The sequence below is a fragment of the Streptomyces lycii genome (genome assembly GCF_009735685.1).
Lineage (GTDB): Bacteria > Actinomycetota > Actinomycetes > Streptomycetales > Streptomycetaceae > Streptomyces > Streptomyces lycii.
Genome location: NZ_WHPN01000300.1, coordinates 21,187 through 45,044 on the forward strand (window position 1 = coordinate 21,187; position 23,858 = coordinate 45,044).

20 protein-coding genes are annotated in these 23,858 nt (G+C 70.9%); 5 read left to right on the forward strand and 15 right to left on the reverse strand.

Annotation, left to right across the window (positions count from 1 at the left end):
* Positions 1-35: 35 nt before the first annotated feature.
* Genes rplW through rpsJ form a run of 4 tightly spaced genes read right to left on the reverse strand, consistent with a single transcriptional unit; the run spans position 36 to position 2,020 of the window.
* Complete coding sequence (gene rplW / locus GCU69_RS17415; RefSeq protein ID WP_098753508.1) at positions 36-374, reverse strand: 50S ribosomal protein L23; 339 nt, start codon at positions 372-374, stop codon at positions 36-38.
* Complete coding sequence (rplD, locus tag GCU69_RS17420) at positions 374-1,048, reverse strand: 50S ribosomal protein L4 (protein ID WP_098753507.1); 675 nt, start codon at positions 1,046-1,048, stop codon at positions 374-376. Before rplD ends, rplW begins: the two co-directional genes overlap by 1 nt.
* Before the next feature lie 5 nt (positions 1,049-1,053).
* Entirely contained in the window at positions 1,054-1,698 is a 645-nt protein-coding gene (gene rplC / locus GCU69_RS17425) for a 50S ribosomal protein L3 (protein WP_098753506.1), read from the reverse strand.
* A gap of 13 nt (positions 1,699-1,711) precedes the next feature.
* A complete protein-coding gene (gene rpsJ, locus GCU69_RS17430) occupies positions 1,712-2,020 on the reverse strand; it encodes a 30S ribosomal protein S10 (protein WP_004571821.1) in 309 nt (102 codons plus the stop codon).
* A gap of 585 nt (positions 2,021-2,605) precedes the next feature.
* Between rpsJ and GCU69_RS17435 the strand changes: the two genes are divergently transcribed.
* The 5 genes from GCU69_RS17435 to GCU69_RS17455 all read left to right on the forward strand — a co-directional run bounded on the left by GCU69_RS17435 (position 2,606) and on the right by GCU69_RS17455 (position 7,638).
* Positions 2,606-3,655 carry an adhesin gene (locus tag GCU69_RS17435; protein WP_143671190.1) on the forward strand — a complete coding sequence of 350 codons (1,050 nt, stop codon included), beginning with the start codon at positions 2,606-2,608 and terminating at the stop codon, positions 3,653-3,655.
* Positions 3,642-4,994: a hypothetical protein gene (locus GCU69_RS17440; protein WP_156206572.1), complete on the forward strand. Its 1,353-nt coding sequence runs from the start codon at positions 3,642-3,644 to the stop codon at positions 4,992-4,994. The genes GCU69_RS17435 and GCU69_RS17440 overlap by 14 nt, the downstream gene beginning before the upstream one ends.
* Before the next feature lie 6 nt (positions 4,995-5,000).
* Positions 5,001-5,480 carry an effector-associated constant component EACC1 gene (locus tag GCU69_RS17445; RefSeq protein ID WP_156206573.1) on the forward strand — a complete coding sequence of 160 codons (480 nt, stop codon included), beginning with the start codon at positions 5,001-5,003 and terminating at the stop codon, positions 5,478-5,480.
* The gene (locus GCU69_RS17450) at positions 5,477-6,640 is read left to right on the forward strand and encodes a caspase family protein (protein ID WP_156206574.1); all 1,164 of its coding nucleotides are present in this window, start codon (positions 5,477-5,479) and stop codon (positions 6,638-6,640) included. The genes GCU69_RS17445 and GCU69_RS17450 overlap by 4 nt, the downstream gene beginning before the upstream one ends.
* A gap of 245 nt (positions 6,641-6,885) precedes the next feature.
* A complete protein-coding gene (locus GCU69_RS17455; RefSeq protein ID WP_156206575.1) occupies positions 6,886-7,638 on the forward strand; it encodes a dienelactone hydrolase family protein in 753 nt (250 codons plus the stop codon).
* Positions 7,639-7,933: 295 nt separating this feature from the next.
* Here the strand turns inward: GCU69_RS17455 and panD are convergent, their stop codons facing one another.
* The 11 genes from panD to GCU69_RS17510 form a co-directional block, all read right to left on the reverse strand.
* On the reverse strand, positions 7,934-8,365 hold the full coding sequence (gene panD, locus GCU69_RS17460; protein WP_098753500.1) for an aspartate 1-decarboxylase: 432 nt from the start codon (positions 8,363-8,365) through the stop codon (positions 7,934-7,936).
* A 278-nt stretch (positions 8,366-8,643) separates the two neighbouring features.
* Positions 8,644-9,471 (reverse strand): SDR family NAD(P)-dependent oxidoreductase, encoded by an 828-nt coding sequence (locus GCU69_RS17465; protein WP_156206576.1) that lies wholly within the window; start codon positions 9,469-9,471, stop codon positions 8,644-8,646.
* 681 nt (positions 9,472-10,152) lie between these two features.
* Complete coding sequence (locus GCU69_RS17470; protein ID WP_156206577.1) at positions 10,153-11,874, reverse strand: FAD-dependent oxidoreductase; 1,722 nt, start codon at positions 11,872-11,874, stop codon at positions 10,153-10,155.
* A gap of 23 nt (positions 11,875-11,897) precedes the next feature.
* Positions 11,898-12,812, reverse strand: a complete 915-nt coding sequence (locus tag GCU69_RS17475; RefSeq protein WP_156206578.1) for an AurF N-oxygenase family protein — start codon at positions 12,810-12,812, stop codon at positions 11,898-11,900.
* A 347-nt stretch (positions 12,813-13,159) separates the two neighbouring features.
* Positions 13,160-13,756, reverse strand: a complete 597-nt coding sequence (locus tag GCU69_RS17480) for a Uma2 family endonuclease (RefSeq protein ID WP_235978534.1) — start codon at positions 13,754-13,756, stop codon at positions 13,160-13,162.
* 218 nt (positions 13,757-13,974) lie between these two features.
* Entirely contained in the window at positions 13,975-15,168 is a 1,194-nt protein-coding gene (gene tuf / locus GCU69_RS17485; RefSeq protein ID WP_098753494.1) for an elongation factor Tu, read from the reverse strand.
* A gap of 207 nt (positions 15,169-15,375) precedes the next feature.
* Positions 15,376-17,517 carry an elongation factor G gene (fusA, locus tag GCU69_RS17490; protein ID WP_098753493.1) on the reverse strand — a complete coding sequence of 714 codons (2,142 nt, stop codon included), beginning with the start codon at positions 17,515-17,517 and terminating at the stop codon, positions 15,376-15,378.
* A 38-nt stretch (positions 17,518-17,555) separates the two neighbouring features.
* Positions 17,556-18,026, reverse strand: coding sequence for a 30S ribosomal protein S7 (gene rpsG, locus GCU69_RS17495; protein ID WP_098753492.1), 471 nt, complete (start codon positions 18,024-18,026; stop codon positions 17,556-17,558).
* 2 nt (positions 18,027-18,028) lie between these two features.
* The gene (rpsL, locus tag GCU69_RS17500; RefSeq protein WP_003948652.1) at positions 18,029-18,400 is read right to left on the reverse strand and encodes a 30S ribosomal protein S12; all 372 of its coding nucleotides are present in this window, start codon (positions 18,398-18,400) and stop codon (positions 18,029-18,031) included.
* 416 nt (positions 18,401-18,816) lie between these two features.
* Positions 18,817-19,299, reverse strand: a complete 483-nt coding sequence (locus GCU69_RS17505; protein WP_098753532.1) for a DUF1707 and DUF4190 domain-containing protein — start codon at positions 19,297-19,299, stop codon at positions 18,817-18,819.
* Positions 19,300-19,836: 537 nt separating this feature from the next.
* Positions 19,837-23,760, reverse strand: coding sequence for a DNA-directed RNA polymerase subunit beta' (locus GCU69_RS17510; RefSeq protein WP_098753491.1), 3,924 nt, complete (start codon positions 23,758-23,760; stop codon positions 19,837-19,839).
* Between the last annotated feature and the right edge of the window lie 98 nt (positions 23,761-23,858).

Sequence of the window (23,858 nt, forward strand, 5' to 3'; positions counted from 1 at the left end):
CGGAATGTTCCGAAATCTGGACGCTCCGACCTCCGTCAGGAGGTCGGGCCGCCGAAGATGTCGATACGGTCGCCCTCGGCAAGGGTCACGATGGCGCGCTTGGTGTCCTTGCGCTTGCCGTAACCGGTGCGGGTCCGCTTGCGCTTGCCCTGCCGGTTGATCGTGTTGACCCCGGTGACCTTGACCGAGAAGACCGCCTCGACGGCCTGCTTGATCTGGGTCTTGTTCGCGCGCGGGTCGACGATGAACGTGTACTTGTTCTCGTCCAGCAGCGCGTAGCTCTTCTCCGAGACCACCGGCTTCACCAGGACGTCACGGTGGTCCGTGAACGTCTTGCTGGTGACGGCGGCCGCGGTGGCAGTTGCCTCGCTCATCAGGCGTTGCTCCCTTCGAGCTCAGCCTCGGAGGCGACAGCCTTGCCGGCCGCGGCGGGACCCGCCACGAAACGCTCGAAGGCAGCCTGCGTGAAGACCACGTCGTCGGAGACGAGCACGTCGTACGTGTTCAGCTGGCCCGGCTCCAGGAGGTGTACCTGGGGCAGGTTGCGGGCGGAGAGCCACGCGGCCTCGTCGGCCCGCTCGGCGACCAGGAGCACGTTCTTGCGCTCGCTGACCTTGCCCAGCAGGGTCTTCGCGGCCTTGGTGGAGACCTCGCCCTCGACCACGCCGGAGACGACGTGGATACGGCCGTGACGCGCCCGGTCCGAGAGGGCACCGCGGAGCGCGGCGGCCTTCATCTTCTTGGGCGTCCGCTGCGAGTAGTCGCGCGGCACGGGACCGTGCACGACGCCACCACCGGCGAACTGCGGCGCGCGGGTCGAACCCTGACGGGCTCGGCCGGTGCCCTTCTGGCGGTACGGCTTCTTGCCGCCGCCGCGGACCTCGCCACGGGTCTTGGTCTTGTGCGTGCCCTGGCGGGCAGCGGCCAGCTGGGCGACGACGACCTGGTGGATCAGCGGAATGCTGACCTGCGCGTCGAAGATCTCCGAGGGGAGTTCGACGGTCCCGGCCTTGTCGCCTGCCGGCGAAAGGATGTCAATGGTGCTCATTTACCTCAAGCCCCCTTGGCCGCGGTACGGACCAGGACGAGGCCGCCGTTCGGACCGGGAACCGCGCCCTTGATGAGCAGCAGTCCCTTCTCCGCGTCAACGGCGTGGACGGTCAGGTTCTGGGTGGTGACCCGCTCGTTGCCCATGCGGCCGGCCATGCGCAGGCCCTTGAACACGCGGCCCGGGGTGGCGCAGCCACCGATGGAGCCCGGCGAGCGGTGCTTGCGCTGCGTGCCGTGGCCGGCGCCGAGGCCGGCGAAGCCGTGGCGCTTCATGACACCGGCGGTGCCCTTGCCCTTGCTCTTGCCGGTCACGTCGACCTTGATGCCGGAGTCGAACACCTCGGCGGTGACCTCCTGGCCGAGCGTGTACTCACCGGCGTCGGCGGTACGCAGCTCCACCAGGTGGCGGCGCGGGGTGACGTCGGCCTTGGCGAAGTGGCCCTTGAGGGGCTTGTTCACCTTGCGCGGGTCGATTTCGCCGAAGGCGATCTGGACGGCGTTGTAGCCGTCGGCGTCGTCGGTGCGGACCTGGGTCACGACGCAGGGACCGGCCTTGACGACGGTGACCGGGACGACACGGTTGTTCTCGTCCCACACCTGCGTCATGCCGAGCTTCTCGCCCAGGACGCCCTTGATCTGCTTAGCCATCTCGCGCGTCACCTCAGAGCTTGATCTCGATGTCGACGCCGGCCGGGAGGTCGAGACGCATGAGCGAGTCGACGGTCTTCGGCGTGGGGTCGAGGATGTCGATGAGGCGCTTGTGCGTGCGCATCTCGAAGTGCTCGCGCGAGTCCTTGTACTTGTGCGGCGACTTGATGACGCAGTACACGTTCTTCTCTGTGGGCAGCGGCACCGGGCCCGCGACCGACGCACCAGTGCGCGTCACCGTCTCGACGATCTTCTTCGCCGAAGTGTCGATGACCTCGTGGTCGTAGGCCTTGAGCCGGATGCGGATCTTCTGTCCCGCCATGGCTACTTCGTAGTCCTGTCTCTCGTAACGCTCTGGGACCCGGCGGGTCCTGCACCCTCCTCCGGCCCACGCGGTCGGGCGTGTCGCACTCCCGCCACTATGGATTTCCTTGCGGATTTCCCAGCTCAGGGGGTGCGGTACAGGACCGCGGTCCGGGGGAGAACACCCACCGGGCGCCTGGCTGGTACCCCGCTGACGCTTCCCAGAAGATTCCCGTACTTCCACCCCTGATGAGGGATGACGAATACCTGGGACTCGCTTCCGGTCCTCCCGGCGGGAGGCGCGCAGCATCGGCACTCAACCGAGCAACCTGGACAGTGTGCCACAGACGGCACTCCGGTCGCCAACCGGGAGCTGAGGAGGATACCCCGCTGATCACGCGCCCAATCCCCCGGCGGTCCAACGGCGCGGCGCCGACGCTCCGTCGGCGGCTCCCCGGGCGGACGACGGCCGCGCACGGAGATCACTCGACTACACCATACAGAAGTTGTCCACAGCCGATCGGGTGACAAGCCTCTCCTTGTCCGCCTTCCGTGACACCATGGCGCCCTCGACTCAGGGTGACGCGGCAACGACAGAGGGGTGATGGGTGTGCAGGGGGCTTGGCAGATGCCCGGCTGGGACGGCGGGAACGCCAACGCCGCGTATCTCGACAAGACACTGCGGCACGAGCCGGTGGAGCTGGCGCTCGGCGAGGGGGTCAGCGGCCGGGCCGTGTTCTTCCTCTGGCTGCGTGCCGCAGCGGTCGCCTCGGTCGTCTGGTGGGGCGCGATGATCTTCGCGCTGCTCTCCTACGCGGCCTCGGAGGACGACAGCGACCCCTACGGCTCCTCCGGCTTCGGCCAGTCCTCCTCCGGTTCGGACTTCGCCGACGTCTTCGCCGGCGGCTGGGCGGTCTTCGGTTTCCTCGCCTCGGCGGCCGTGTTCTGGCTCATCCTGCTGGCCACCCGGTGCACGGAGCCGATCGCGGAGTGGCGGGTGCTGCTCACCGACCGCATGGACAGCGCCCCAGCGGTCTACAGCCAGATCGCCGGCACCCTCGCCGGCCGGAAGAGCCCGCTGCGCGTCGACACCCACCGCATCCGGATGAACGACGTCGGCACGGTCAGCAGCCGGCTCCGGCTCACCGAGGGCCCCTACGCGGTGTATGTCTCCGTCTTCCCGTACGGCACCAGCCTCTATCTGGGCTGGACCATGTGGCGGTCCCGGCGCGGCGCCAAGCTCATCGGCCAGTACATCGCCGACCTCTTCCGCGGCATGGCCGGGCAGCACAGCGCCGAGCTGGAGGTCATGCGGTCCGAGCGGCCCCGGGCCATGCGCGAAGCCGTGCACCTCGCCTGCCGCGAGGGCCTGTTCGTCGCGGTGGAGAACCGCGCCGTGCCCGACGACTACGGCTTCCCGCAGGGCCTGCCGCCCATCGTCGACGCCTCGGAGCTGTCCGGCTCGCAGGGCCCGGCGGAGCACCCCGCCGCCGCGCCGTCCTACGACACCGCCGCCTGGCAGGTGCCGCCGCAGCCCCCGCACCTGCCGCCGCAGCAGACGGGGCCCGGCGTCCATCCCCCGCAGCAGACGGGGCCCGGGGCCTTCCCGCCGCCGTCGCCGGACCACCGGCCGCCCGGCCATGACGGGCGCTGAGCCCGGCGGCGCGGTGCTGACCGAGCAGGGCCCGGCGGGGAGCAGTGCCCGGGTCGGACTGCGCCTGGAGCCGGACCCGCTCGCGCACCGCAGCGGGGCGCACGGCGGCGTGCCCGAGGACCAGCGCCGTACGGAGACCGCCGCGCGCGAGGGGGCGTGGATCGCCGAGCAGTGGGCGCCCGGCCACCGCGTCGAAGTGCGCTGCACCCTGCACGAGCCCGGACCGCACGCCCTGCTGACGTGCACGCTGCTCGGCTCGGTCGTGCGACGGGACCCGGACACGGCGCGGGCCGACGCCCGGTCGCTGCTGTCCCGGCTGGGTGACACCCCCCGGCACGTCCGGGCGGAGCCGCTGACCGATCCGGAGGCGATCCGCCGGGAGCTGCGGCCGTTCGAGCCGCGCCGGCTGCCCGACGGCGGCCCCGGAGTGGTGGAGGTGCGCAAGGCGCTGCACTGGTCGCCGTGGATGCGCACGGACGCCCGCTTCCCGCTCGGCTTCGCGGTCGCCCCGCTGCGCGACGCGCCCGGGGCGTCCTCCGCTCCGGGTGCGGCGCTCGCGGCCGGAGCGGCCTTCGCCTCCGGAGCGGCCTTCGCACCGGGGGTTCCGGCCGGGCCGGGGGGCGGGGCGGTGTCCTGGGAGCCCGTCTGGGACGAGCTGCGGCGGCTGCCGGGCCCCGCGCTGCTGTCCGTCTGCCTCGAACCGTTCGCGGTGACCGAGGGATTCCGGGCGCGCATGGCGCTGCTCGCCCAGGAGTACACGCGGCTGGCGGCCCCGGGCACCCCGAGTCCCGTGTACCAGGTCCCGCTGCACCCCGACCCGTTCGCGGCGCGCACCGCTCCGCTGCACCACGACGCGCTGCGCCGCTATCAGGACCGGGCGTACCGGCTGCGGATCACCCTGGCCGCGCGGGACGCGGTGCCGGTCCGGGCGGCGGAGCTGCTGGCCGCCGCGCTGGGCGGGGTCGTGCGGCGCCCGCCGCCGTACGAGGCGGACGCGGCCTGGCGCGCCGTCACCGCCGTGGAGCGCCCGTTCCTGCCGGAGACCCACGGGCAGGGCGCGTCGCCGCAGGGCCTCGGCCAGATGGGGGTGCTGCTGTCCGACCTCGTGGACCGGGCGGAGGCCACCGCCGCCTTCCGGTTCCCGTACGAGGTGCCGGGGCGCCCGGCGCTCTTCCGCACCGCGGGCCGGACGGACGCACACGCCGGTCCGGTGCCGGGGCCGCGCCCGGGGACCGGCGCGGGCTCCCCCGGCGACCCCTCGCTCGACGAGTTCTCGGCCCCGGGGTTCCCGCCGCCCGGGCCCCCGCCCACCGGAATGCCCACCGGAGAAGGAGTGTGATCGCGCGTGCCGGCGCTGTACGTGGAGTTCGACGGCCCGCCCGCCGAGGCGTCCGACCTGGTCCGGGACCTCACCGGCTGGCTCGGTGAGGACGAGGAGCTGGAGGTCGTCGCCCGGGCCCGCACCGTTCCCCCGCTGCCGGGCGAGCAGGGCGGGCTGGCCGACGCCGCGGAGCTGCTGACGGCCGCGGGCGCCGTGATCGGACCGCTCGCGGGCGCGTACGTGATGTGGCTGGCCGAGCGGACGAAGAGCCGCCGGATCAGCTTCCGGCTCACCCGCCCGGACGGCGCCCGGCTGGAGCTCTCCGCTGCCAGCCCGGACGAGGCCCGGGCCCTCCAGCCGGACCTGGAACGGTTCGTGAACGGCCTGCCCGCACCCGGCACCCCCGGGGATGGCGGTCCTGCGGCAGGCGGTCCTGCGGCAGGCGGTCCTGCGGAGGGTGGTCCTACGGCCGGAAGCGCGGCCCCCGGGGTGACCGGGGCTTGACCGGCGACACCTGGGCCCTGCGGGTGCCGGAGCGGGCACGGTCCCGCGCGGTCGTCGTGGGGACCGCGAGCCACGAGCATCCGAGCGACCTGCCGCCCATGGACCAGGCCATGGCGAGCGCGGAGGCCTTCCGGGACGCGCTGGTCGGCCCGTACGGACTGTTCGACCCGGCCCTGGTGCACCGCGGCTGGGAGCCCGCGAGCCAGGAGGACGTCCTGCGGCTGATCCCCGCGGCGCCCGAGGCCCCCGGCGAGCCCCGCCTCGACCTGCTGCTCTTCTACTACGCCGGGCACGGCCTGGACGAGCAGGGCAGGCTCTGCCTGGCGCTCAGGGGATCCCGGGACCGCGACGGGCTGCGGGAGCGCACGGCCCTGCCCGCCGAGGACGTCTTCGCCGCCATGTCCCGGTCCCGGGCCCGGCACAAGGTCGCGATCCTCGACTGCTGCTTCGCCGACCGCGCGTTCAACGCCCCCTCGGCCGCCGGCGTGCATCTGCTGACCGCGACGACCAGCCGCCAGAAGGCCCGCTTCACTCCCGGCGGCCGGCTCACCGGCTTCACCGCGGAGCTGCTGGCGCTGCTGGCGGAGGGCGTGCCCGAGGGGCCGGACCACCTCGACCTGGCCACCGTCCACCGCCGCCTGTCGGTGCTGCTGCCGACCGCCGGCGACCCGCGCCCGCTCCCCGACCAGCGGACGGTGGGCTCCAGCGGTGACCTGGCGCTGGCCCGCAATCCGGCGTTCGGCACGGCAGGGACGGTGGAGGGGCTGGCGGTGCGTTCCCGCTTCGTCCTGCGGCTGCGCCGCCTCGCGCGGCTGCGGCGGACCGACGCGGGGACGCACCGGGAGCAGGCGGTGCGGCTGGCGGCGGGGCTGGCCGCCGACGCGGAACGCGAGTTCTCCCGTACGGACCCGGTCACCCTCGCCTACCGGCATCTGCACGGCTCGCTGACCGGCGAGGCGGGCGACGCGGACACGGCGTTCAAGCTGCTGGACGAGGTCGTGGCCGACTGGCGGGCCCACGCGCCGGACACACCCGGCCTGGCGGGCGCGGAGCGGGCCCGCGCCGAGTGGGCGGGGCGCGCCGGTTCCGGCCGGTCCGCCGACACGCCCGCAGCCCGCCCCGCCCCGAAGCCGCGCCCGGACCTCAGCGGCCGGTCCTGACACCCGTGGCACGCCTGCCGTCCGGCCGGCCCCGGGCCGACGCTGAGGCAGACCTTCCGGAGCACGACCCTCACGGACACCTTCCGGAGGCCGGCGCGGGTGCCCTGCCGCAACCTCCGGCCGTGGGACACGGAGCCGGCCCGCGGGCGGACGGCACCGGGCCCGGGAGCGCCCCGACGGCCGGCCCGAGGGCCCCGGTGGACCGCGCCCGCCGGACGTGCCGGAACGGTCCCTAGTCTGAGCGCATGGAATCCGAGAACGTCACCATCCAGACCCAGGACGGCCCCTGCGACGCCTTCGCGGCGTACCCGGAAACGGACGGCACGTATCCCGCCGTGCTGCTGTTCATGGACGCGTTCGGCGTGCGCCCCGTGCTGCGGGACATGGCCCGCAGGCTCGCCGCCGAGGGCTACTACGTGCTGGTGCCGAACCTCTTCCACCGCAACGGCCCGGCGCCGGTCGTCGAGCTGCCGGACCTCGGCGTGCCGGAGGCCCGGGAGGCGTTCTTCCGGGAGGCCGGCCCGCTCATGCGGGCGCTGACCCCGGAGCTGGCGATGCGCGACGCCGACCGGTACCTCGCCTTTCTCGCCTCCAGGCCGCAGGTGGCCCCGGGCCCCGCGGGCACGGTCGGCTACTGCATGGGCGGGGCGCTCGCGGTGCGCACGGCTGCCCGCCACCCCGAGCGGATCGCGGCCGCCGCGAGCTTCCACGGCGGGCACCTCGTCACGGAGGAGGCGGACAGCCCGCACCGGCTGCTCGGCCAGGTGGACGCGGAGCTGTACTTCGGCCACGCCGACCAGGACCACGCGATGGACGCCCGGCACATCGCCCGGCTGGAGGAGGCGCTCGACGCGGACGGCGTGACGTACCACTCCGAGGTGTACGACGGCGCGGCGCACGGCTTCACCATGGCGGACACCCCGGTGTTCGACGCGGCGGCGCTGGACCGGCACTGGGAGCGGCTGCTGGACCTGTTCGCCCGGACGCTGCGGGGCTGAGCGGTCCCGGGCCCGCGGCCCCGGTGTTGCGGGGGCTGGGCGGTCCCGGGCCCGCCCGCAGCGCACCGTCGCGGGGCTTGAGCGGACCCGGACCCGCGGCCGGGACGTCGTGGGGGGGCGAACTAACCCGGGTCCGGGTCGCAGCCGGGACGTCGCTGGGGCCGGGCGAACCCCTGTCGCAGCCGGGACGGTCCCCGGCTGAGGCTGGACGAGCCCGGGCGCAGCCGGGACGGTCCACCGCTGAGCGGCCCGGGTGCCGCCGACCCCCGGCCCCGGAAGCCCCGCGCCGAGGCGCTCAGCCGGCCCGGGTCCCCGCCACGGCCTGTGGGCTCCGCCGTGTTTCGCCGCCCGGCACCGGCTCCGAGGCGTCGGAACCGAGCGCCACGATCCGGTTCGCACCGTCGACATGCACCACACGAGGCTCGAACGTCCGCGCCTCGGCGTCCTCCATCTGCCCGTAACTGATGAGGATGACCAGATCACCGGGGTGCACCAGATGCGCGGCGGCGCCGTTGATACCGATCACGCCGGAGCCCCGCTCGCCCTCGATGACGTACGTCTCCAGCCGGGCACCGTTGGTGATGTCGACGATGTGGACCAGCTCACCGGGCAGCAGGTCGGCGGCGTCCAGCAGCTCGGCGTCGATGGTGACGGAGCCGACGTAGTGCAGGTCGGCCTGGGTCACGGTGGCCCGGTGGATCTTGGACTTGAACATGGTACGAAGCATGGAGAAACTCCCGGATTGTCTGCTCCCTGCCCGCGTTCCGCAGGTCAAGGGCGGTCTTCGGAGCGTACAACGACCGGCGTGTCCGGTCAGCTTCCCGAGGTGAGCTGTCCGTCTCCTCGACCTCCCGAGTGTCCGTCTCCTCGGCCCTCTCGGGCGCCCGCTCCTCGGCCTCCCCGGGCGTCCGCCTCCTCGGCTTCCTCGGATATCCGTCTCCTCGGCTTCCCCGGGTGTCCATCTCCTCGGCTTCCCCGGGCGTCCGTCCTCGACGAACGACACGACTACGCCGCCGGAGCGGCGAGGGCGGCCTCGGAGGTGGCCCAGAGTCGCGCCGCGTTGTCCGCGTTGAAGAGGCGGGGGTCCGGCCGGATGGGGCTGTCCGGGCCGTAGAGGGCACCGTTGGCCAGCTCGTCGGCCGGTGCCGTGGCGAGCCTCACCATGCGGCGCGCCGACTTCTCCGGGCTGATCAGGAACGGCGCGTAGCGGAAGACGAAGCGCAGCGCCGTGTCGCGGCCGATGTCGGTCCGGACCACGCCGGGGTGCAGGCTGAGGCTCAGGATGTCGGGCCAGCGCTGCGCCGCCTCCATCGCGAAGAGCACGTTGGCCGCCTTGGATGCCTGGTAGGCGGCGATGCCCTGGTAACGCTGCTCGTCGCGGTCCAACCGATCCGGATCGAGCCGCGCATTGCGGGCGGGGCGCACCGAGGTGTTCACGATCCGGCCCCCGCGCAGCCTTTCCCGCAGCAGCTTGCTGAGGAGGAAGGGGCCGAGGTGGTTGGCCTGGATGGTGGCTTCGTGGCCGTCCACGGTGCGCCGGTGGGACATGGCGACCATGCCGGCGTTGTTCGCCAGCACGTCGATCGCCGGGTACGTGGACAGCAGGTGGTTCGCGAGTGCCCGTATGTCGGCCAGCCGTTCGAAGTCGGCCTGGAAGTGGCCCGGTTCGGTCTCGTGACCGGCTGCCCGGACCCGGTCGACGGCGACCGCCAGACGGCGCTCGTCCCGGCCCACGAGGACGACCCGGTCACCCCGGGCGGCGAACTGTTCCGCGGCGGCGAGCCCGATACCCGAGCTCGCACCGGTGATCACGATCGTGCGTGGTTCCGTCATGCCGGATGTCCTCCCAGATTCCGGGCCCTTATTGCGACACGACGTGAAGCGGGCGCCGCCGGTTCATCCGGATCGGGAACCCGGACGCGGCCCCCGCGAACCCTTCCGGCCCGCGAGCGCTCCCACCCGTGGGACTCGCCGCAAGCGGGGCCCGCGGACATGCCCGCTCGGGCCACCGGTCCGTCGGGTTCATGCAGCTCGCTCGGGTCCATTCGGCCCGCTCCGGCCACCCGACCCGCTCGGGACCACCCGACCCGCTCGGGACCACCCGACCTGCTCGGGTCACCCGGCCCGCTCCGGCCACCCGCCCCGATCCGGCCACCCGACCCACTCGGGACCACCCGACCCGGTCCGGCCACCCGACCCACTCGGGACCACCCGGCCCGTCGGGGCGACCGCATCGAACCACGGCCCTGCACGGAGGCCCTGGTGGCAATCGGGCCGTGGTTCCCGGACGCCGGGAGAGCCGGGGCCCGCCCAGGGGACGGTCGGCCGAGTCGGACCCTCCGCCCCGCACCCTGTCGTGCGGGATGCTCCCGCACCCGCTGTCGTGCGGGACTCCTCCCGCACTCTGTCCTGGGGACTCCTCCCGCCCCCTGTCGTACGGGGCTGCTCCCCCCGTCGTGCGGGACTGCGATCGCGGCCGGTAAGGAGACGAGAAGGGAGGAAGGGACGCGGGGTTCAGCGGCGCCGGCGTCGCACCAGGCGGCGGAACGCCTTCGCTCCGCCGGCCGGAGCGGGCAGCGCGCCCGCGACCGCGTCGGCGAGCAGCGTGCCGACCGTCTCGGCCGCGCACGTGCGGTTCGCTCCGATGCCGCCGGAGGGGCCGCGCTTGATCCAGCCCACGACGTACGTCCCGGGGCTGCCGGACACCCGGCCGTGCTCGTGCGGGACGGTCCCGGTCTCCTCGTCGAACGGCAGCCCCGCCGGGGGCACCCCGCGGTGGCCGACCGCCCGCAGCGCCAGACCGGCCGGGATCTCCTGCTCACCGGCGGCGCCGGTGGCCCGCACCGCGCGCACGGTCTCGTCTCCGCGGACCTCGACGGGCGAGGAGTGGAAGCGGAACACGATGCGCCGCCGTCCCTCCGCCCCGGGGTCGAGCGACCAGTCGACCGCCTCGCGCGCCACGCCGCGCAGCAGTTCCGCCTTGTCGCCGGGCCCGGCGGCGTCGATCGCGGCCCCGGTGCGCGGATCGTGGTCGTCCACCATCAGGTCCACGCCGGGGAGGTGCTTCAGGGCGAGCAGTTCGGACCGGGTGTACGCCGCGTGTTCCGCACCCCGGCGCCCGAGCAGCACCACCTCGCGCACCTTGCTCCGGCGCAGCTCTTCGAGGGCGTGGCCGGCGATCTCCGTACCGGCCAGCGCCTCCGGGTCGGAGACCAGGATCCGGGCGACGTCGAGGGCGACATTGCCGTTCCCGACCACGACCACACGCCCGGCCGAGAGGTCGACGGCGTCCGGGGCGACCTCGGGGTGCCCGTTGTACCAGGCGACGAAGAGAGTCGCGGAGAGGCTGCCCGCCAGGTCCTCCCCCGGTATCCCGAGCCGCCGGTCCGCGGCGGCGCCCACGGCGTAGATCACCGCGTCGTGGTGGGCGGCCAGTTCCTCCGCCGTGACGTCCTTGCCCACGTCGAGACCGAGGTGCATGCGCACACGGGGGTGGGTGTGGAAGCGCGCGAACGTGTCGCCGATCCCCTTGGTCGCCGGATGATCCGGCGCCACGCCGTACCGGATGAGCCCGCCGGCGACCGGGAGCCGGTCGACGAGGGTCACCTCGGACCGGGTGTGGAGCAGCAGGTCCTCGGCGGCGTACATGCCGGCCGGCCCGGTGCCGACGACCGCGACCCGGATCGGCCGGAAGTCCGACGGCAGGACACGGTCGAAGGTCGGTCCGCTCCAGGGGTGGAGGTTCGGGCGGGGGTCCGGGTCGGCTGTTCGCGACACCGCCGTCGTCCCCGCCGACCCCGCCGGAGTGTCCACCGCGGTCTCCGCCGGGGCTCCGACCGGGGTCTCCGCCGGGGTCTCCGCCGGGGAGCCCGCCGTGACTCCCGCCGGGGACCCCTTCAAGGCCCCCGCCGGGCCGCCCTCCGTCCGGATTCCCGCCGGGTCGCCCGCCCCGGGCGCGGGCCCGTCCCCGGGCGCCGTCACGGCGTGCCCGAAGTGGGCCGCGTTGATGTCGGCGTACTCCCGTCGGCCGCCGGTCAGGCTGTCGACCGGGAAGATCGCGTCCACCGGGCAGGCGTCGGCGCAGGCACCGCAGTCGATGCACGTCTTCGGGTCGATGTACAGCATCTCCGTGCTGCCGAAGGCCCGCTCCTCGGGCGTCGGGTGGATGCAGTTGACCGGGCAGACGGCCACGCAGGTGGCGTCCGTACAGCAGGTCTGGGTGATCGCGTAGGCCATGTCGTCCGCTCGCCAGGAGGTCGTCAGATCAGGTGGGCGCGCTTGTAGAAGAACAGCGCGGGCCTGGTGAGCAGCCCCACCGAGGCCAGGAAGTCCATCAGCCCGGAGCAGCTCGACCGCATCATCGACTTGTGGTGCTCGTTGGCCTTGGCCTCGCGGACGGCGCGCTCCTCGTCCAGGCCCGCGTTCGCGTAGACCTTCTTGTTCACCATGCTGGTGACGATGACGTAGGCCGCCACGGCGATCAGGAGGGAGTGGATCTGGCGACGCACGCGTCCGGCGCGCGCGAGGTGTTTGCGCGTCTCGTCGCGGGCGAACTTCATGTGCCGGGATTCCTCGACGACGTGGATGTTGTTGATGGTGCGGACGAAGGGCACCACCCGTTCGTCGCGCATCCAGTCCCGCTGCATGACGTCGAGGACCTCCTCGGCGACCAGGATCGCCGCGTAGGCCGCTTCGCCGAACGCCGTGGTCTTGAAGAGCCGGCCCAACTCGACCGCGACCCGGTGGGGCCGGTAGGCGGGCGCCCCGAGCTTCTTGGCTCCGCGCGCGAACATGATCGAGTGACGGCACTCGTCGGCGATCTCGGTAAGCGCCCACTGGAAGGTGTCGTCCGTCGGGTCCTTGGCGTAGATGTCCCGCAGCACCATCTGCTGCAGGATCATCTCGAACCAGATCCCGGTGCTGGCCACCGAGGCGGCCTCCTGCCGCGTCAGCGCCTTGCGCTGCGCGTCGGTCAGCTCGTTCCAGTACGCCGTGCCGTAGAGGGTGCTCCACTCGGGGCTGGCGCCGTGGAAGTTCTCGTCGAGCGGGGTCTCCCAGTCGACCTCGGTGAGGGGGTCGTACGAGAGCTGCGCGGAGGATTCGAGCAGCCGCCGGGCGACGTCGTCCTCGGGGGTGCTGGTCCTGCTCTGCGGTCGGGAGATGCCGATGGCCATTGCTGGGACTCCTCGAGTCGGGTCCGGGAAGCGCCTCACCTCGACGGCTATTACTTGCGGTAACAGCGCCTTGTTGACGAAGCTTATAGCAAGAGCCGTCGTCTGCCCACCCTTCCCAGGACCACCCCTTTCCGGGCGTCGGCCGGCGCGGGGACGGTCAGCGGGGCCGCGCGCCCCCACCGGTGGCCTCCGGAGGCCCGCGCTTACGGATGCGCGCACGGCGGGGTGCGTGCGGGCAGGCGTGATCCCCCGGCGTACCGGCCAGGTGCGGCCGGTCCGCCGGGTTCGTCAGGTCCGCAGGATCCGTCGGCTTCACCGACGTCGCCGGGCCCGCCAGGGCCGTCGGCCTACAGGTGATCGATCTCCGCAAGATCGAGATCGATCGTGAAGGGCACGGTGAGCTTCAGCCGCTCGTGGTGGATGCCGGTGAGCGCGTACTCCTTGGTCACCGGGTCCAGCTCATAGGTGTGCACGGCCGGATGGTCCCGCTCCCCCGCCATCTCCACCAGCCAGAAGTGCGGGATGCCTGCCGCCGCGTACTTCCGGGGCTTGGTCTCGCGGTCCCTGGACTCGGAGTCCGGGGAGACGACCTCGACGGCGAGGAGCACGTCGGCGGCCTCGTAACGCGTCTGCCGACGCCCCTGCACGGCTTCCGCCCGCACGACCACGAGGTCCGGCTCCGGGGCGTTCCGCGGCCCCAGGACGACGGTCATTTCCCGGCGGACCCGAAGATGCACCGGTGCGGCCCGGCGCAGGCCCTGCGCCAGGAGATCTGTCACCAACGAGTGAAAATCCCGCTGCGGACTCACGAAGACCAGGCTCCCGTCGATCAACTCGGTGTGCGGCGGGAGATCGGGCAGAGCGAACAGGTCGTCCACGGTGTAGCCGTCCGGCGGCGGCACCGGCCAGGTGTGCTGCGGTTCGGCGGTCATGATTCCTCCCATGGACGAGATCCTCGACCGTGCACCCACGGTAGCGCCCCGTTCCCCCCGAACACCGCCCGAAAGAGATGGGAACGGATGCACGACGTTGACCGCCACCCCGCCCACCTGCACGGACAGCCGGGCGGGCCGGCCGCCCCGGAAACGCGGAGAGGGCCCGCACGACCGAAGTCGTACGGGCCCTTCCTCAGCCGAAGCTGGTTGCGCCTAGGCGCACCGGGTCACTTGTTGATCTTGGTGACCTGGCCGGCGCCCACGGTCCGGCCACCCTCACGGATGGCGAACTTCAGGCCCTCCTCCATGGCGACCGGCTGGATCAGCTGGACCGACATCTCGGTGTTGTCGCCCGGCATGACCATCTCGGTGCCCTCGGGGAGGGTCACCACGCCGGTCACGTCCGTGGTACGGAAGTAGAACTGCGGGCGGTAGTTGTTGAAGAACGGGGTGTGGCGGCCGCCCTCGTCCTTCGACAGGATGTACGCCTGCGCCTCGAACTCCGTGTGCGGGGTGACCGAGCCCGGCTTGATGATGACCTGGCCGCGCTCGACGTCCTCGCGCTTGATGCCACGAAGCAGCAGACCGACGTTCTCACCGGCCTGGCCCTCGTCGAGCAGCTTGCGGAACATCTCGATACCGGTGACCGTGGTGCTGGTCTTCTCGTTCTTGATGCCGATGATGTCGACGTTCTCGTTGACCTTGAGGACACCACGCTCGATGCGGCCGGTGACGACCGTACCGCGACCGGTGATGGTGAAGACGTCCTCGATGGGCATCAGGAACGGCTTGTCGACGTCACGCTCGGGCTGCGGGATGGCCTCGTCGACGGCGTTCATGAGCTTGAGGACGGACTCGCCCCACTCCTTGTCGCCCTCGAGCGCCTTCAGCGCCGAGACCTTGACGACCGGCACGTCGTCGCCCGGGAACTCGTACTCGGAGAGCAGCTCACGGACCTCGAGCTCGACGAGCTCCAGGATCTCCTCGTCGTCCACCATGTCGGCCTTGTTCAGCGCGACGACGATGTACGGAACGCCGACCTGGCGGGCCAGGAGCACGTGCTCCTTGGTCTGCGGCATCGGGCCGTCGGTGGCGGCGACCACGAGGATGGCGCCGTCCATCTGCGCCGCACCGGTGATCATGTTCTTGATGTAGTCCGCGTGACCCGGGCAGTCAACGTGGGCGTAGTGACGCGACTCGGTCTGGTACTCGACGTGCGCGATGGAGATGGTGATACCACGCTGGCGCTCTTCCGGCGCCTTGTCGATCATGTCGAAGGCCGAGGCCTCGTTCAGGTCCGGGTACGCGTCGTGCAGCACCTTGGTAATCGCCGCGGTGAGCGTCGTCTTACCGTGGTCGATGTGACCGATGGTGCCGATGTTGACGTGCGGCTTAGTCCGCTCGAACTTCGCCTTCGCCACTGGGGTCCTCCTGTGGACTGGTGCTGTACTCCATCCACACCTTGCGGATGGGTTCAGGTGGTCTTACCGAACCGACCAGGACCCCGAGGGGATGCCCTTGGCCGTATTCGCTTGGGGGCCGGCTGCGGGGTCCCGCCGCGAACCGTGACGGTCCGCGACGGAGAACCCGAAGCCTTTGCTCCAGCCTAATGGCTGAGCAGCATGGTGCTACTCGCCCTTGGCCTTCGCGATGATCTCCTCGGCGACGTTCCGCGGAACCTCACCGTAGGAGTCGAACTGCATGGAGTAGGCCGCACGACCAGAGGTCTTGCTGCGCAGGTCACCGACGTAGCCGAACATCTCCGACAGCGGCACCAGGGCCTTGACGACGCGGGCGCCGGAGCGCTCCTCCATCGCCTGGACCTGGCCACGACGCGAGTTCAGGTCGCCGATGACATCACCCATGTAGTCCTCGGGCGTGGTGACCTCGACGGCCATCAGCGGCTCGAGAAGCACGGGGCCGGCCTTGCGGGCGGCCTCCTTGAACGCCTGCGATCCGGCGATCTTGAACGCGAGCTCCGAGGAGTCCACGTCGTGGTACTGGCCGTCGAGAAGGGTGACGCGAACGCCGGTCATCTCGTAGCCGGCCAGAATGCCGAACTGCATGGCCTCCTGCGCGCCCGCGTCGACCGAAGGGATGTACTCCTTCGGCACGCGGCCACCGGTGACCTTGTTGACGAACTCATAGGTGGCGCCGCCCTCGGCGTCGACCAGGGGCTCGATCGCGATCTGCACCTTGGCGAACTGGCCGGTACCGCCAGTCTGCTTCTTGTGCGTGTACTCGACCTTCTCGACCGACTTGCGGATGGTCTCGCGGTACGCGACCTGCGGCTTGCCGACGTTGGCCGCGACCTTGAATTCCCGCTTCATGCGGTCGACCAGCACCTCGAGGTGAAGCTCGCCCATGCCGCCGATGACGGTCTGGCCGGTCTCCTCGTTGGTGTGCACCTGGAAGGAGGGGTCCTCCTCCGCGAGCCGCTGGATGGCGACACCCAGCTTCTCCTGGTCGCCCTTGGAGTTGGGCTCGATCGCGACCTCGATGACCGGGGCCGGGAAGTCCATGGACTCCAGGATGACCGGCGACTTCTCGTCGCACAGCGTCTCACCGGTCGTGGTCTGCTTCAGGCCCATGACGGCGACGATGTCGCCGGCACCCACACCCGAGATCTCCTCACGCTTGTTCGCGTGCATGCGGTAGATCTTGCCGATGCGCTCCTTCTTGCCCTTCACGGAGTTCAGCACCGAGGTGCCGGTCTCCATGCGGCCGGAGTACACGCGGACGTAGGTGAGCTTGCCCAGGTGGGGGTCGCTCATGATCTTGAAGGCGAGACCGGCGAACGGCTCGTCCTCGCTCGGCTTGCGCTGGATGACCTTTTCCTGGTCCTTGACGTCGGTGCCCTCGATGGCCTCGACGTCCAGGGGGGAGGGCAGGTACCGCACGACCGCGTCGAGCAGGGGCTGCACGCCCTTGTTCTTGAACGCGGTGCCGCAGAACACCGGGGTGAAGGTCGGCTGACCCTCGTTCTCGGTGTGCGTCGAGGCGATGGTGGCGCGACGGATCGCGGCCATGAGCTGCTCCTGGGTGGGCTCCTGGCCCTCCAGGTACATCTCCATCATCTCTTCGTCGTGCTCGGCGACGGTCTCGAGCAGCTTGCCGCGCCACTCCTCGGCGGCCTCGGCGTGCGTGTCCGGGATGTCGACGACGTCGTACATCTCGCCCTTGGACGCCTCGGCGGACCAGACCAGAGCCTTCATCTGGACGAGGTCGACCACGCCCTTGAAGTCGGCTTCGGCACCGATCGGCAGCTGCATGACCAGCGGCACCGCACCGAGGCGGTCGACGATCATGTCGACGCAGCGGTGGAACTCGGCACCGGTACGGTCCAGCTTGTTGACGAAGCAGATGCGCGGCACGCCGTAGCGGTCCGCCTGACGCCACACGGTCTCGGACTGCGGCTCCACACCGGCGACGCCGTCGAACACCGTCACGGCACCGTCGAGCACGCGGAGCGAACGCTCCACCTCGACGGTGAAGTCGACGTGCCCGGGGGTGTCGATGATGTTGATGGTGTGGTCGACGTCGTCCAGCGGCCAGTGGCAGGTCGTCGCGGCGGACGTGATGGTGATGCCGCGCTCCTGCTCCTGCTCCATCCAGTCCATCGTGGCAGCGCCCTCGTGGACCTCACCGATCTTGTAGCTCACACCGGTGTAGAACAGGATCCGCTCGGTGGTGGTCGTCTTGCCCGCGTCGATGTGGGCCATGATCCCGATGTTGCGGACCTTGGCCAGGTCAAGTGAAGTGGTGGCCATATGGCTCAGTCTTCTCTCGGTCTCGATGTGGGTAGCGACTACCAGCGGTAGTGCGCGAAGGCCTTGTTGGACTCGGCCATCTTGTGGGTGTCCTCGCGACGCTTGACGGAGGCGCCCAGACCGTTGCTGGCGTCCAGCAGCTCGTTCATCAGGCGCTCGGTCATGGTCTTCTCGCGGCGGGCGCGGGAGTAACCCACGAGCCAGCGCAGCGCGAGGGTGGAGGCACGGCCGGGCTTGACCTCGACCGGGACCTGGTAGGTGGCGCCACCGACACGGCGGCTCTTGACCTCCAGGGACGGCTTGATGTTCTCCAGCGCGCGCTTCAGCGTGATGACCGGGTCGTTGCCGGTCTTCTCGCGGAGGCCCTCCATGGCGCCGTAGACGATGCGCTCGGCGGTGGAACGCTTGCCGTTCAGCAGCACCTTGTTGATGAGCGACGTGACAAGAGGAGAACCGTAGACCGGGTCGATGATGACCGGGCGCTTCGGGGCGGGGCCCTTACGAGGCATTCTTACTTCTCCTTCTTGGCGCCGTAGCGGCTGCGGGCCTGCTTGCGGTTCTTGACACCCTGGGTGTCGAGCGAACCGCGGATGATCTTGTAGCGAACACCCGGCAGGTCCTTCACACGGCCGCCACGCACGAGCACGATGGAGTGCTCCTGCAGGTTGTGTCCCTCACCCGGGATGTAAGCGGTGACCTCGATGCCGCTGGTCAGGCGCACACGTGCGACCTTCCGCAGCGCCGAGTTCGGCTTCTTCGGGGTGGTGGTGAACACACGCGTGCAGACGCCGCGACGCTGAGGGGAACCCTCGAGTGCCGGCGTCTTGTTCTTCTCGACCTTGTCCTGCCGGCCCTTCCGGACCAGCTGCTGGATCGTAGGCACCGTTTCTCCGGTTTCTGTGTGCCGTCTCGGTAAAGCTAACCTGGGATTTTTCGTACAGATCCGGACCACGGCCCGACCCACGCGGTCGGGTGTGTCGAAGGCTGCAGACTCCCCGCGAGGCGGGGAAGGCACAGAATTCGGTGTCGCGGACCGTAACGGTCTCCGGCGCCCGAGCGGCTCTTCTTCTTCCCGGCCGGAAAACCGGGGAAGATTGGCGCGCGGGAGCCCAGGGACACCCCAGGCACAAGGTCAGAGCGTACCTACCGCATGGGCTCCGGTCAAAACAAATGCACACGCGTAGGACACGCCGTGCCACTCCGGGCCCCGCGTCCGCCCGGGCCGTCCGCCGCGGCGGCCGCCCGGCCCTTTCCCGGTGGTCCGCCCGCCCGCTCCCCGCTCTCCCGGGGAGCGCTTCCTCAGCTGCTTCCCGCGGCCGCGGCGGCCGTCACGATCAGGACGATCGCCACGCCGAAGGCGATGCTCAGCCAGCCGATGATCAGCCCCGCGAGCGCCAGCCCCTCGCCGCTCTCCCCGGTCCTGCGGATCTCGGCGCGGGCCTTGTGGCCCAGGATCACCGCCGGGACGGCCGTCAGGCCCCAGGTCATCGGGGACAGGATGCCGCACACCAGGGCGCCGGTGGCGGAGCCGTTGGTCGGCGGCGGGAGCGGCGCGGGCATGAAGGTCTGCGGCACCGGCAGCACGGCCTGCGCCTGCGGGACCGGCTGCGGCACCGGCCCCTGCGGCAGATCGGCGACGATCGCCTGCAACTGGCCGTGCGTCTGCGCCTGATACGCCCGTCCGAGCCGCTGCTCGTACTCCCCCTGGGACAACCGTCCCTCGGCGAATCCCGCCTTGAGGACGTCCACCGCGCGCTCCCGGTCGGCGTTCGAGGCGCGCATCATCGACATCTGAGGGTGCTGCACGGGCTGTCCGCCCCTGTCGCCCTGCCAGGCCTGGAATGACACCTGCACGACCTCCCCGCCGTCGTTCCCCACCCATCATGTCCGACGTTCGGCGTGCCCGGAGAGTTCCGGGACCAATTTGGTACAGGAATGCCGCTTCGCGCCCCGCCGGGACGGCCCGGACCGCCGCCCGGGGCACTCCGCCACCACCGCCCGGGGCGGACCGCGCCACCGCCCCGGCCGGCCCGCGCACCGCCGCGCCGGGCCGCTCACACCGGCCGCCGTGGGCGCTCCGCGCCGCCGTCACGGACCGGCCCGCCGCCCCGGACCGTTGTCGTGCTGCCGCCGCCCCGTTCTGCCGCCGCGCGGCACGCCACGTACGCCATGTACGCCGCGTACGCCGTGTACGCCGCAGGGGCGCGTACGCCGCAGGGCCGTGTACGCCGCAGGGCCGTGTACGCCGCAGGGCGGCCACCCCCGGAGGGATGGCCGCCCTGTGAGCGGCTGCCGGGCCCGGACGGGCCCCGCGGCGCCTTACTGGTTGTACGGACCGTAGTCGTAGTCCTCCAGCGGGACCGCCTGGCCGGAGCCGGTGCCGAAGGGCGAGTAGTCGATGTCGTCGTAACCGACGGCCGAGTACATCGCGGCCTTCGCCTCCTCGGTGGGCTCCACCCGGATGTTGCGGTAGCGGGACAGGCCCGTACCGGCCGGGATGAGCTTGCCGATGATGACGTTCTCCTTGAGGCCGATCAGGGAGTCCGACTTGGCGTTGATCGCCGCGTCGGTGAGCACCCGGGTCGTCTCCTGGAAGGACGCCGCCGACAGCCACGACTCGGTGGCGAGCGAAGCCTTGGTGATACCCATCAGCTGCGGCCGGCCGGAGGCCGGGTGGCCGCCTTCCTGCACCACGCGACGGTTCTCGCCCTCGAACTTCGTACGCTCCACCAGCTCGCCCGGCAGCAGCTCCGCGTCGCCGGACTCGATGATCGTCACCCGGCGCAGCATCTGCCGGATGATGATCTCGATGTGCTTGTCGTGGATCGACACGCCCTGGCTGTTGTAGACCTTCTGCACCTCGCCGACCAGGTGCACCTGGACGGCGCGCTGGCCGAGGATCCGCAGCACGTCGTGCGGGTTGGTGGCACCCACGGTCAGCGGCTGGCCGACCGCGACGTGGTCGCCCTCGCCCACCAGCAGACGGGCCCGCTTCGAGATCGCGTACGCGGTCTCGTCGGAGCCGTCGTCGGGGGTGACGACGATCTTCTTCGTCTTCTCGGTCTCCTCGATGCGGACCCGGCCGGCCGACTCGCTGATCGGGGCCACACCCTTGGGGGTACGGGCCTCGAAGAGTTCGACGACACGCGGCAGACCCTGCGTGATGTCGTCACCCGCCACACCACCGGTGTGGAAGGTACGCATCGTCAGCTGGGTGCCGGGCTCACCGATGGACTGCGCCGCGATGATGCCGACGGCCTCGCCGATGTCCACCAGCTTGCCGGTGGCCAGGGAGCGGCCGTAGCAGTAGGCGCAGGTGCCGACCGCGGACTCACAGGTGAGGACGGAACGGGTCTTGACCGTCTCCACACCGTGCGCGACGAGCTGGTCGATGAGCACATCGCCCAGGTCGACGTTGGCCGGCGCGATGACCTTGCCGTCCACGACGACGTCCTCGGCGAGCATCCGCGCGTACACGCTCGTCTCGACGTCCTCCGCCTTGCGGAGCACACCGTCCGCGCCCTTGGACGCGATGACCAGCTTGAGGCCGCGCTCGGTGCCGCAGTCCTCCTCGCGGATGATCACGTCCTGCGAGACGTCCACCAGACGACGGGTGAGGTAACCCGAGTCGGCGGTCCGCAGGGCGGTGTCCGCGAGACCCTTACGGGCACCGTGCGTGGAGATGAAGTACTCCAGCACGGAGAGACCCTCGCGGAACGACGCCTTGATCGGCCGCGGGATGGTCTCGTTCTTCGCGTTGGACACCAGACCACGCATGCCGGCGATCTGACGCATCTGCATCATGTTTCCGCGAGCGCCCGAGTTGACCATCATGAAGATGGGGTTGGTCTTCGGGAAGTTCACGTTCATCGCCTCGGCGACCTCGTTGGTCGCCTTGGTCCAGATCGCGATGAGCTCCTGCGTGCGCTCGTCCTTGGTGATCAGACCGCGCTCGTACTGCTTCTGGACCTTCTCGTCCTGCGACTCGTAGCCCTCGATGATGGCCTTCTTGGCCTCGGGGACGACGATGTCGGAGACGGCCACGGTGACACCCGAACGGGTGGCCCAGTGGAAGCCGGCGGCCTTCAGGTTGTCGAGCGTCGCCGCCACGGTCACCTTGGGGTAGCGCTCGGCCAGGTCGTTGACGATCTCGGAGAGCTGCTTCTTGCCCACCGAGTAGTCGACGAACGGGTAGTCCTCGGGCAGCAGCTCGTTGAAGAGCGCCCGGCCCAGGGTCGTACGGAGCCGGAAGCCGTCACCCAGCTGCCAGTCACTCCCCCCGGCCGTCGCGCCGTCTCCGGCCTCGCCCTCACCGGCCGGCGGGGTCCAGCCCCGCGGCGGAACGGTGCCCACCGGGAAGCGGATGTCGACCTTCGCCTGGAGCGACAGCTCCCGGGCGTCGAACGCCATGATCGCCTCGGCGGTGGAGCCGAACGAACGGCCCTCTCCGACGACCTCGCGCTCCGCCTCGTCGGTGGTGAGGAAGAACAGGCCCAGCACCATGTCCTGCGTCGGCATGGTGACCGGACGGCCGTCGGCCGGCTTGAGGATGTTGTTCGAGGACAGCATCAGGATGCGGGCCTCGGCCTGCGCCTCCGCGGACAGCGGCAGGTGCACGGCCATCTGGTCACCGTCGAAGTCCGCGTTGAACGCAGTGCAGACGAGCGGGTGGATCTGAATGGCCTTGCCCTCGACCAGCTGCGGCTCGAAGGCCTGGATGCCGAGGCGGTGCAGGGTCGGCGCACGGTTCAGCAGCACCGGGTGCTCGGCGATGACCTCTTCCAGCACGTCGTACACGACCGTGCGGCCGCGCTCGACCATGCGCTTCGCCGACTTGATGTTCTGCGCGTGGTTGAGGTCCACCAGGCGCTTCATCACGAACGGCTTGAACAGCTCCAGCGCCATGGCCTTCGGCAGACCGCACTGGTGCAGCTTGAGCTGCGGGCCGACGACGATCACGGAACGGGCCGAGTAGTCGACGCGCTTGCCGAGCAGGTTCTGCCGGAAGCGGCCCTGCTTGCCCTTGAGCATGTCGGACAGCGACTTCAGCGGACGGTTGCCGGGGCCCGTCACCGGGCGGCCGCGGCGGCCGTTGTCGAAGAGCGCGTCGACGGCCTCCTGGAGCATGCGCTTCTCGTTGTTCACGATGATCTCGGGCGCGCCGAGGTCGAGAAGCCGCTTCAGGCGGTTGTTCCGGTTGATGACACGGCGGTACAGGTCGTTCAGGTCGGAGGTCGCGAAGCGGCCACCGTCCAGCTGCACCATCGGACGCAGGTCCGGCGGGATCACCGGGACGCAGTCCAGCACCATGCCCTTGGGGCTGTTGCGGGTCTGCAGGAAGGCGGAGACGACCTTGAGGCGCTTGAGCGCACGGGTCTTCTTCTGGCCCTTGCCGGTCCGGATGATCTCGCGGAGGCGCTCGGCCTCCTCGTCGAGGTCGAAGGTCTCCAGGCGCTTCTGCAGCGCCGCGGCACCCATCGAGCCGTCGAAGTAGGTGCCGAAGCGGTCCCGCAGCTCGCGGTAGAGCAGCTCGTCGCCCTCCAGGTCCTGGACCTTGAGGTTCTTGAACCGGTTCCACACCTCGTCGAGGCGGTCGATCTCGCGCTGCGCGCGGTCGCGCAGCTGCTTCATCTCACGCTCGGCGCCCTCGCGCACCTTGCGGCGCACGTCGGCCTTGGCACCCTCGGCCTCCAGCTCGGCCAGGTCGGTCTCGAGCTTCTTGGCCCGGGCCTCCAGGTCGGCGTCGCGGCGCTGCTCGATCTGCTGGCGCTCGACGGAGACGTGCGTCTCCAGCGAGGGCAGGTCGCGGGTGCGGCGCTCCTCGTCCACGTACGTGATCATGTACGCGGCGAAGTAGATGACCTTCTCGAGGTCCTTCGGGGCGAGGTCCAGCAGGTAGCCCAGCCGGGACGGGACGCCCTTGAAGTACCAGATGTGGGTGACGGGGGCGGCCAGCTCGATGTGGCCCATCCGCTCACGGCGCACCTTGGCGCGGGTCACCTCGACGCCGCAGCGCTCACAGATGATGCCCTTGAAGCGGACGCGCTTGTACTTTCCGCAGTAGCACTCCCAGTCCCGGGTCGGACCGAAGATCTTCTCGCAGAAGAGTCCGTCCTTCTCGGGCTTGAGGGTGCGGTAGTTGATGGTCTCCGGCTTCTTGACCTCACCGTGCGACCACTGACGGATGTCGTCAGCGGTAGCCAGGCCGATCCGCAGCTCGTCGAAGAAGTTGACGTCGAGCACTTGTCGTCAATCCCTCTTTCGGGGTTTGTCGCCGCTGCCGAGGGGGGCGTCCCGGCGGCGGCTGTGTCTTCATCGTGGTCTGTACGGTCCGGGCTGAC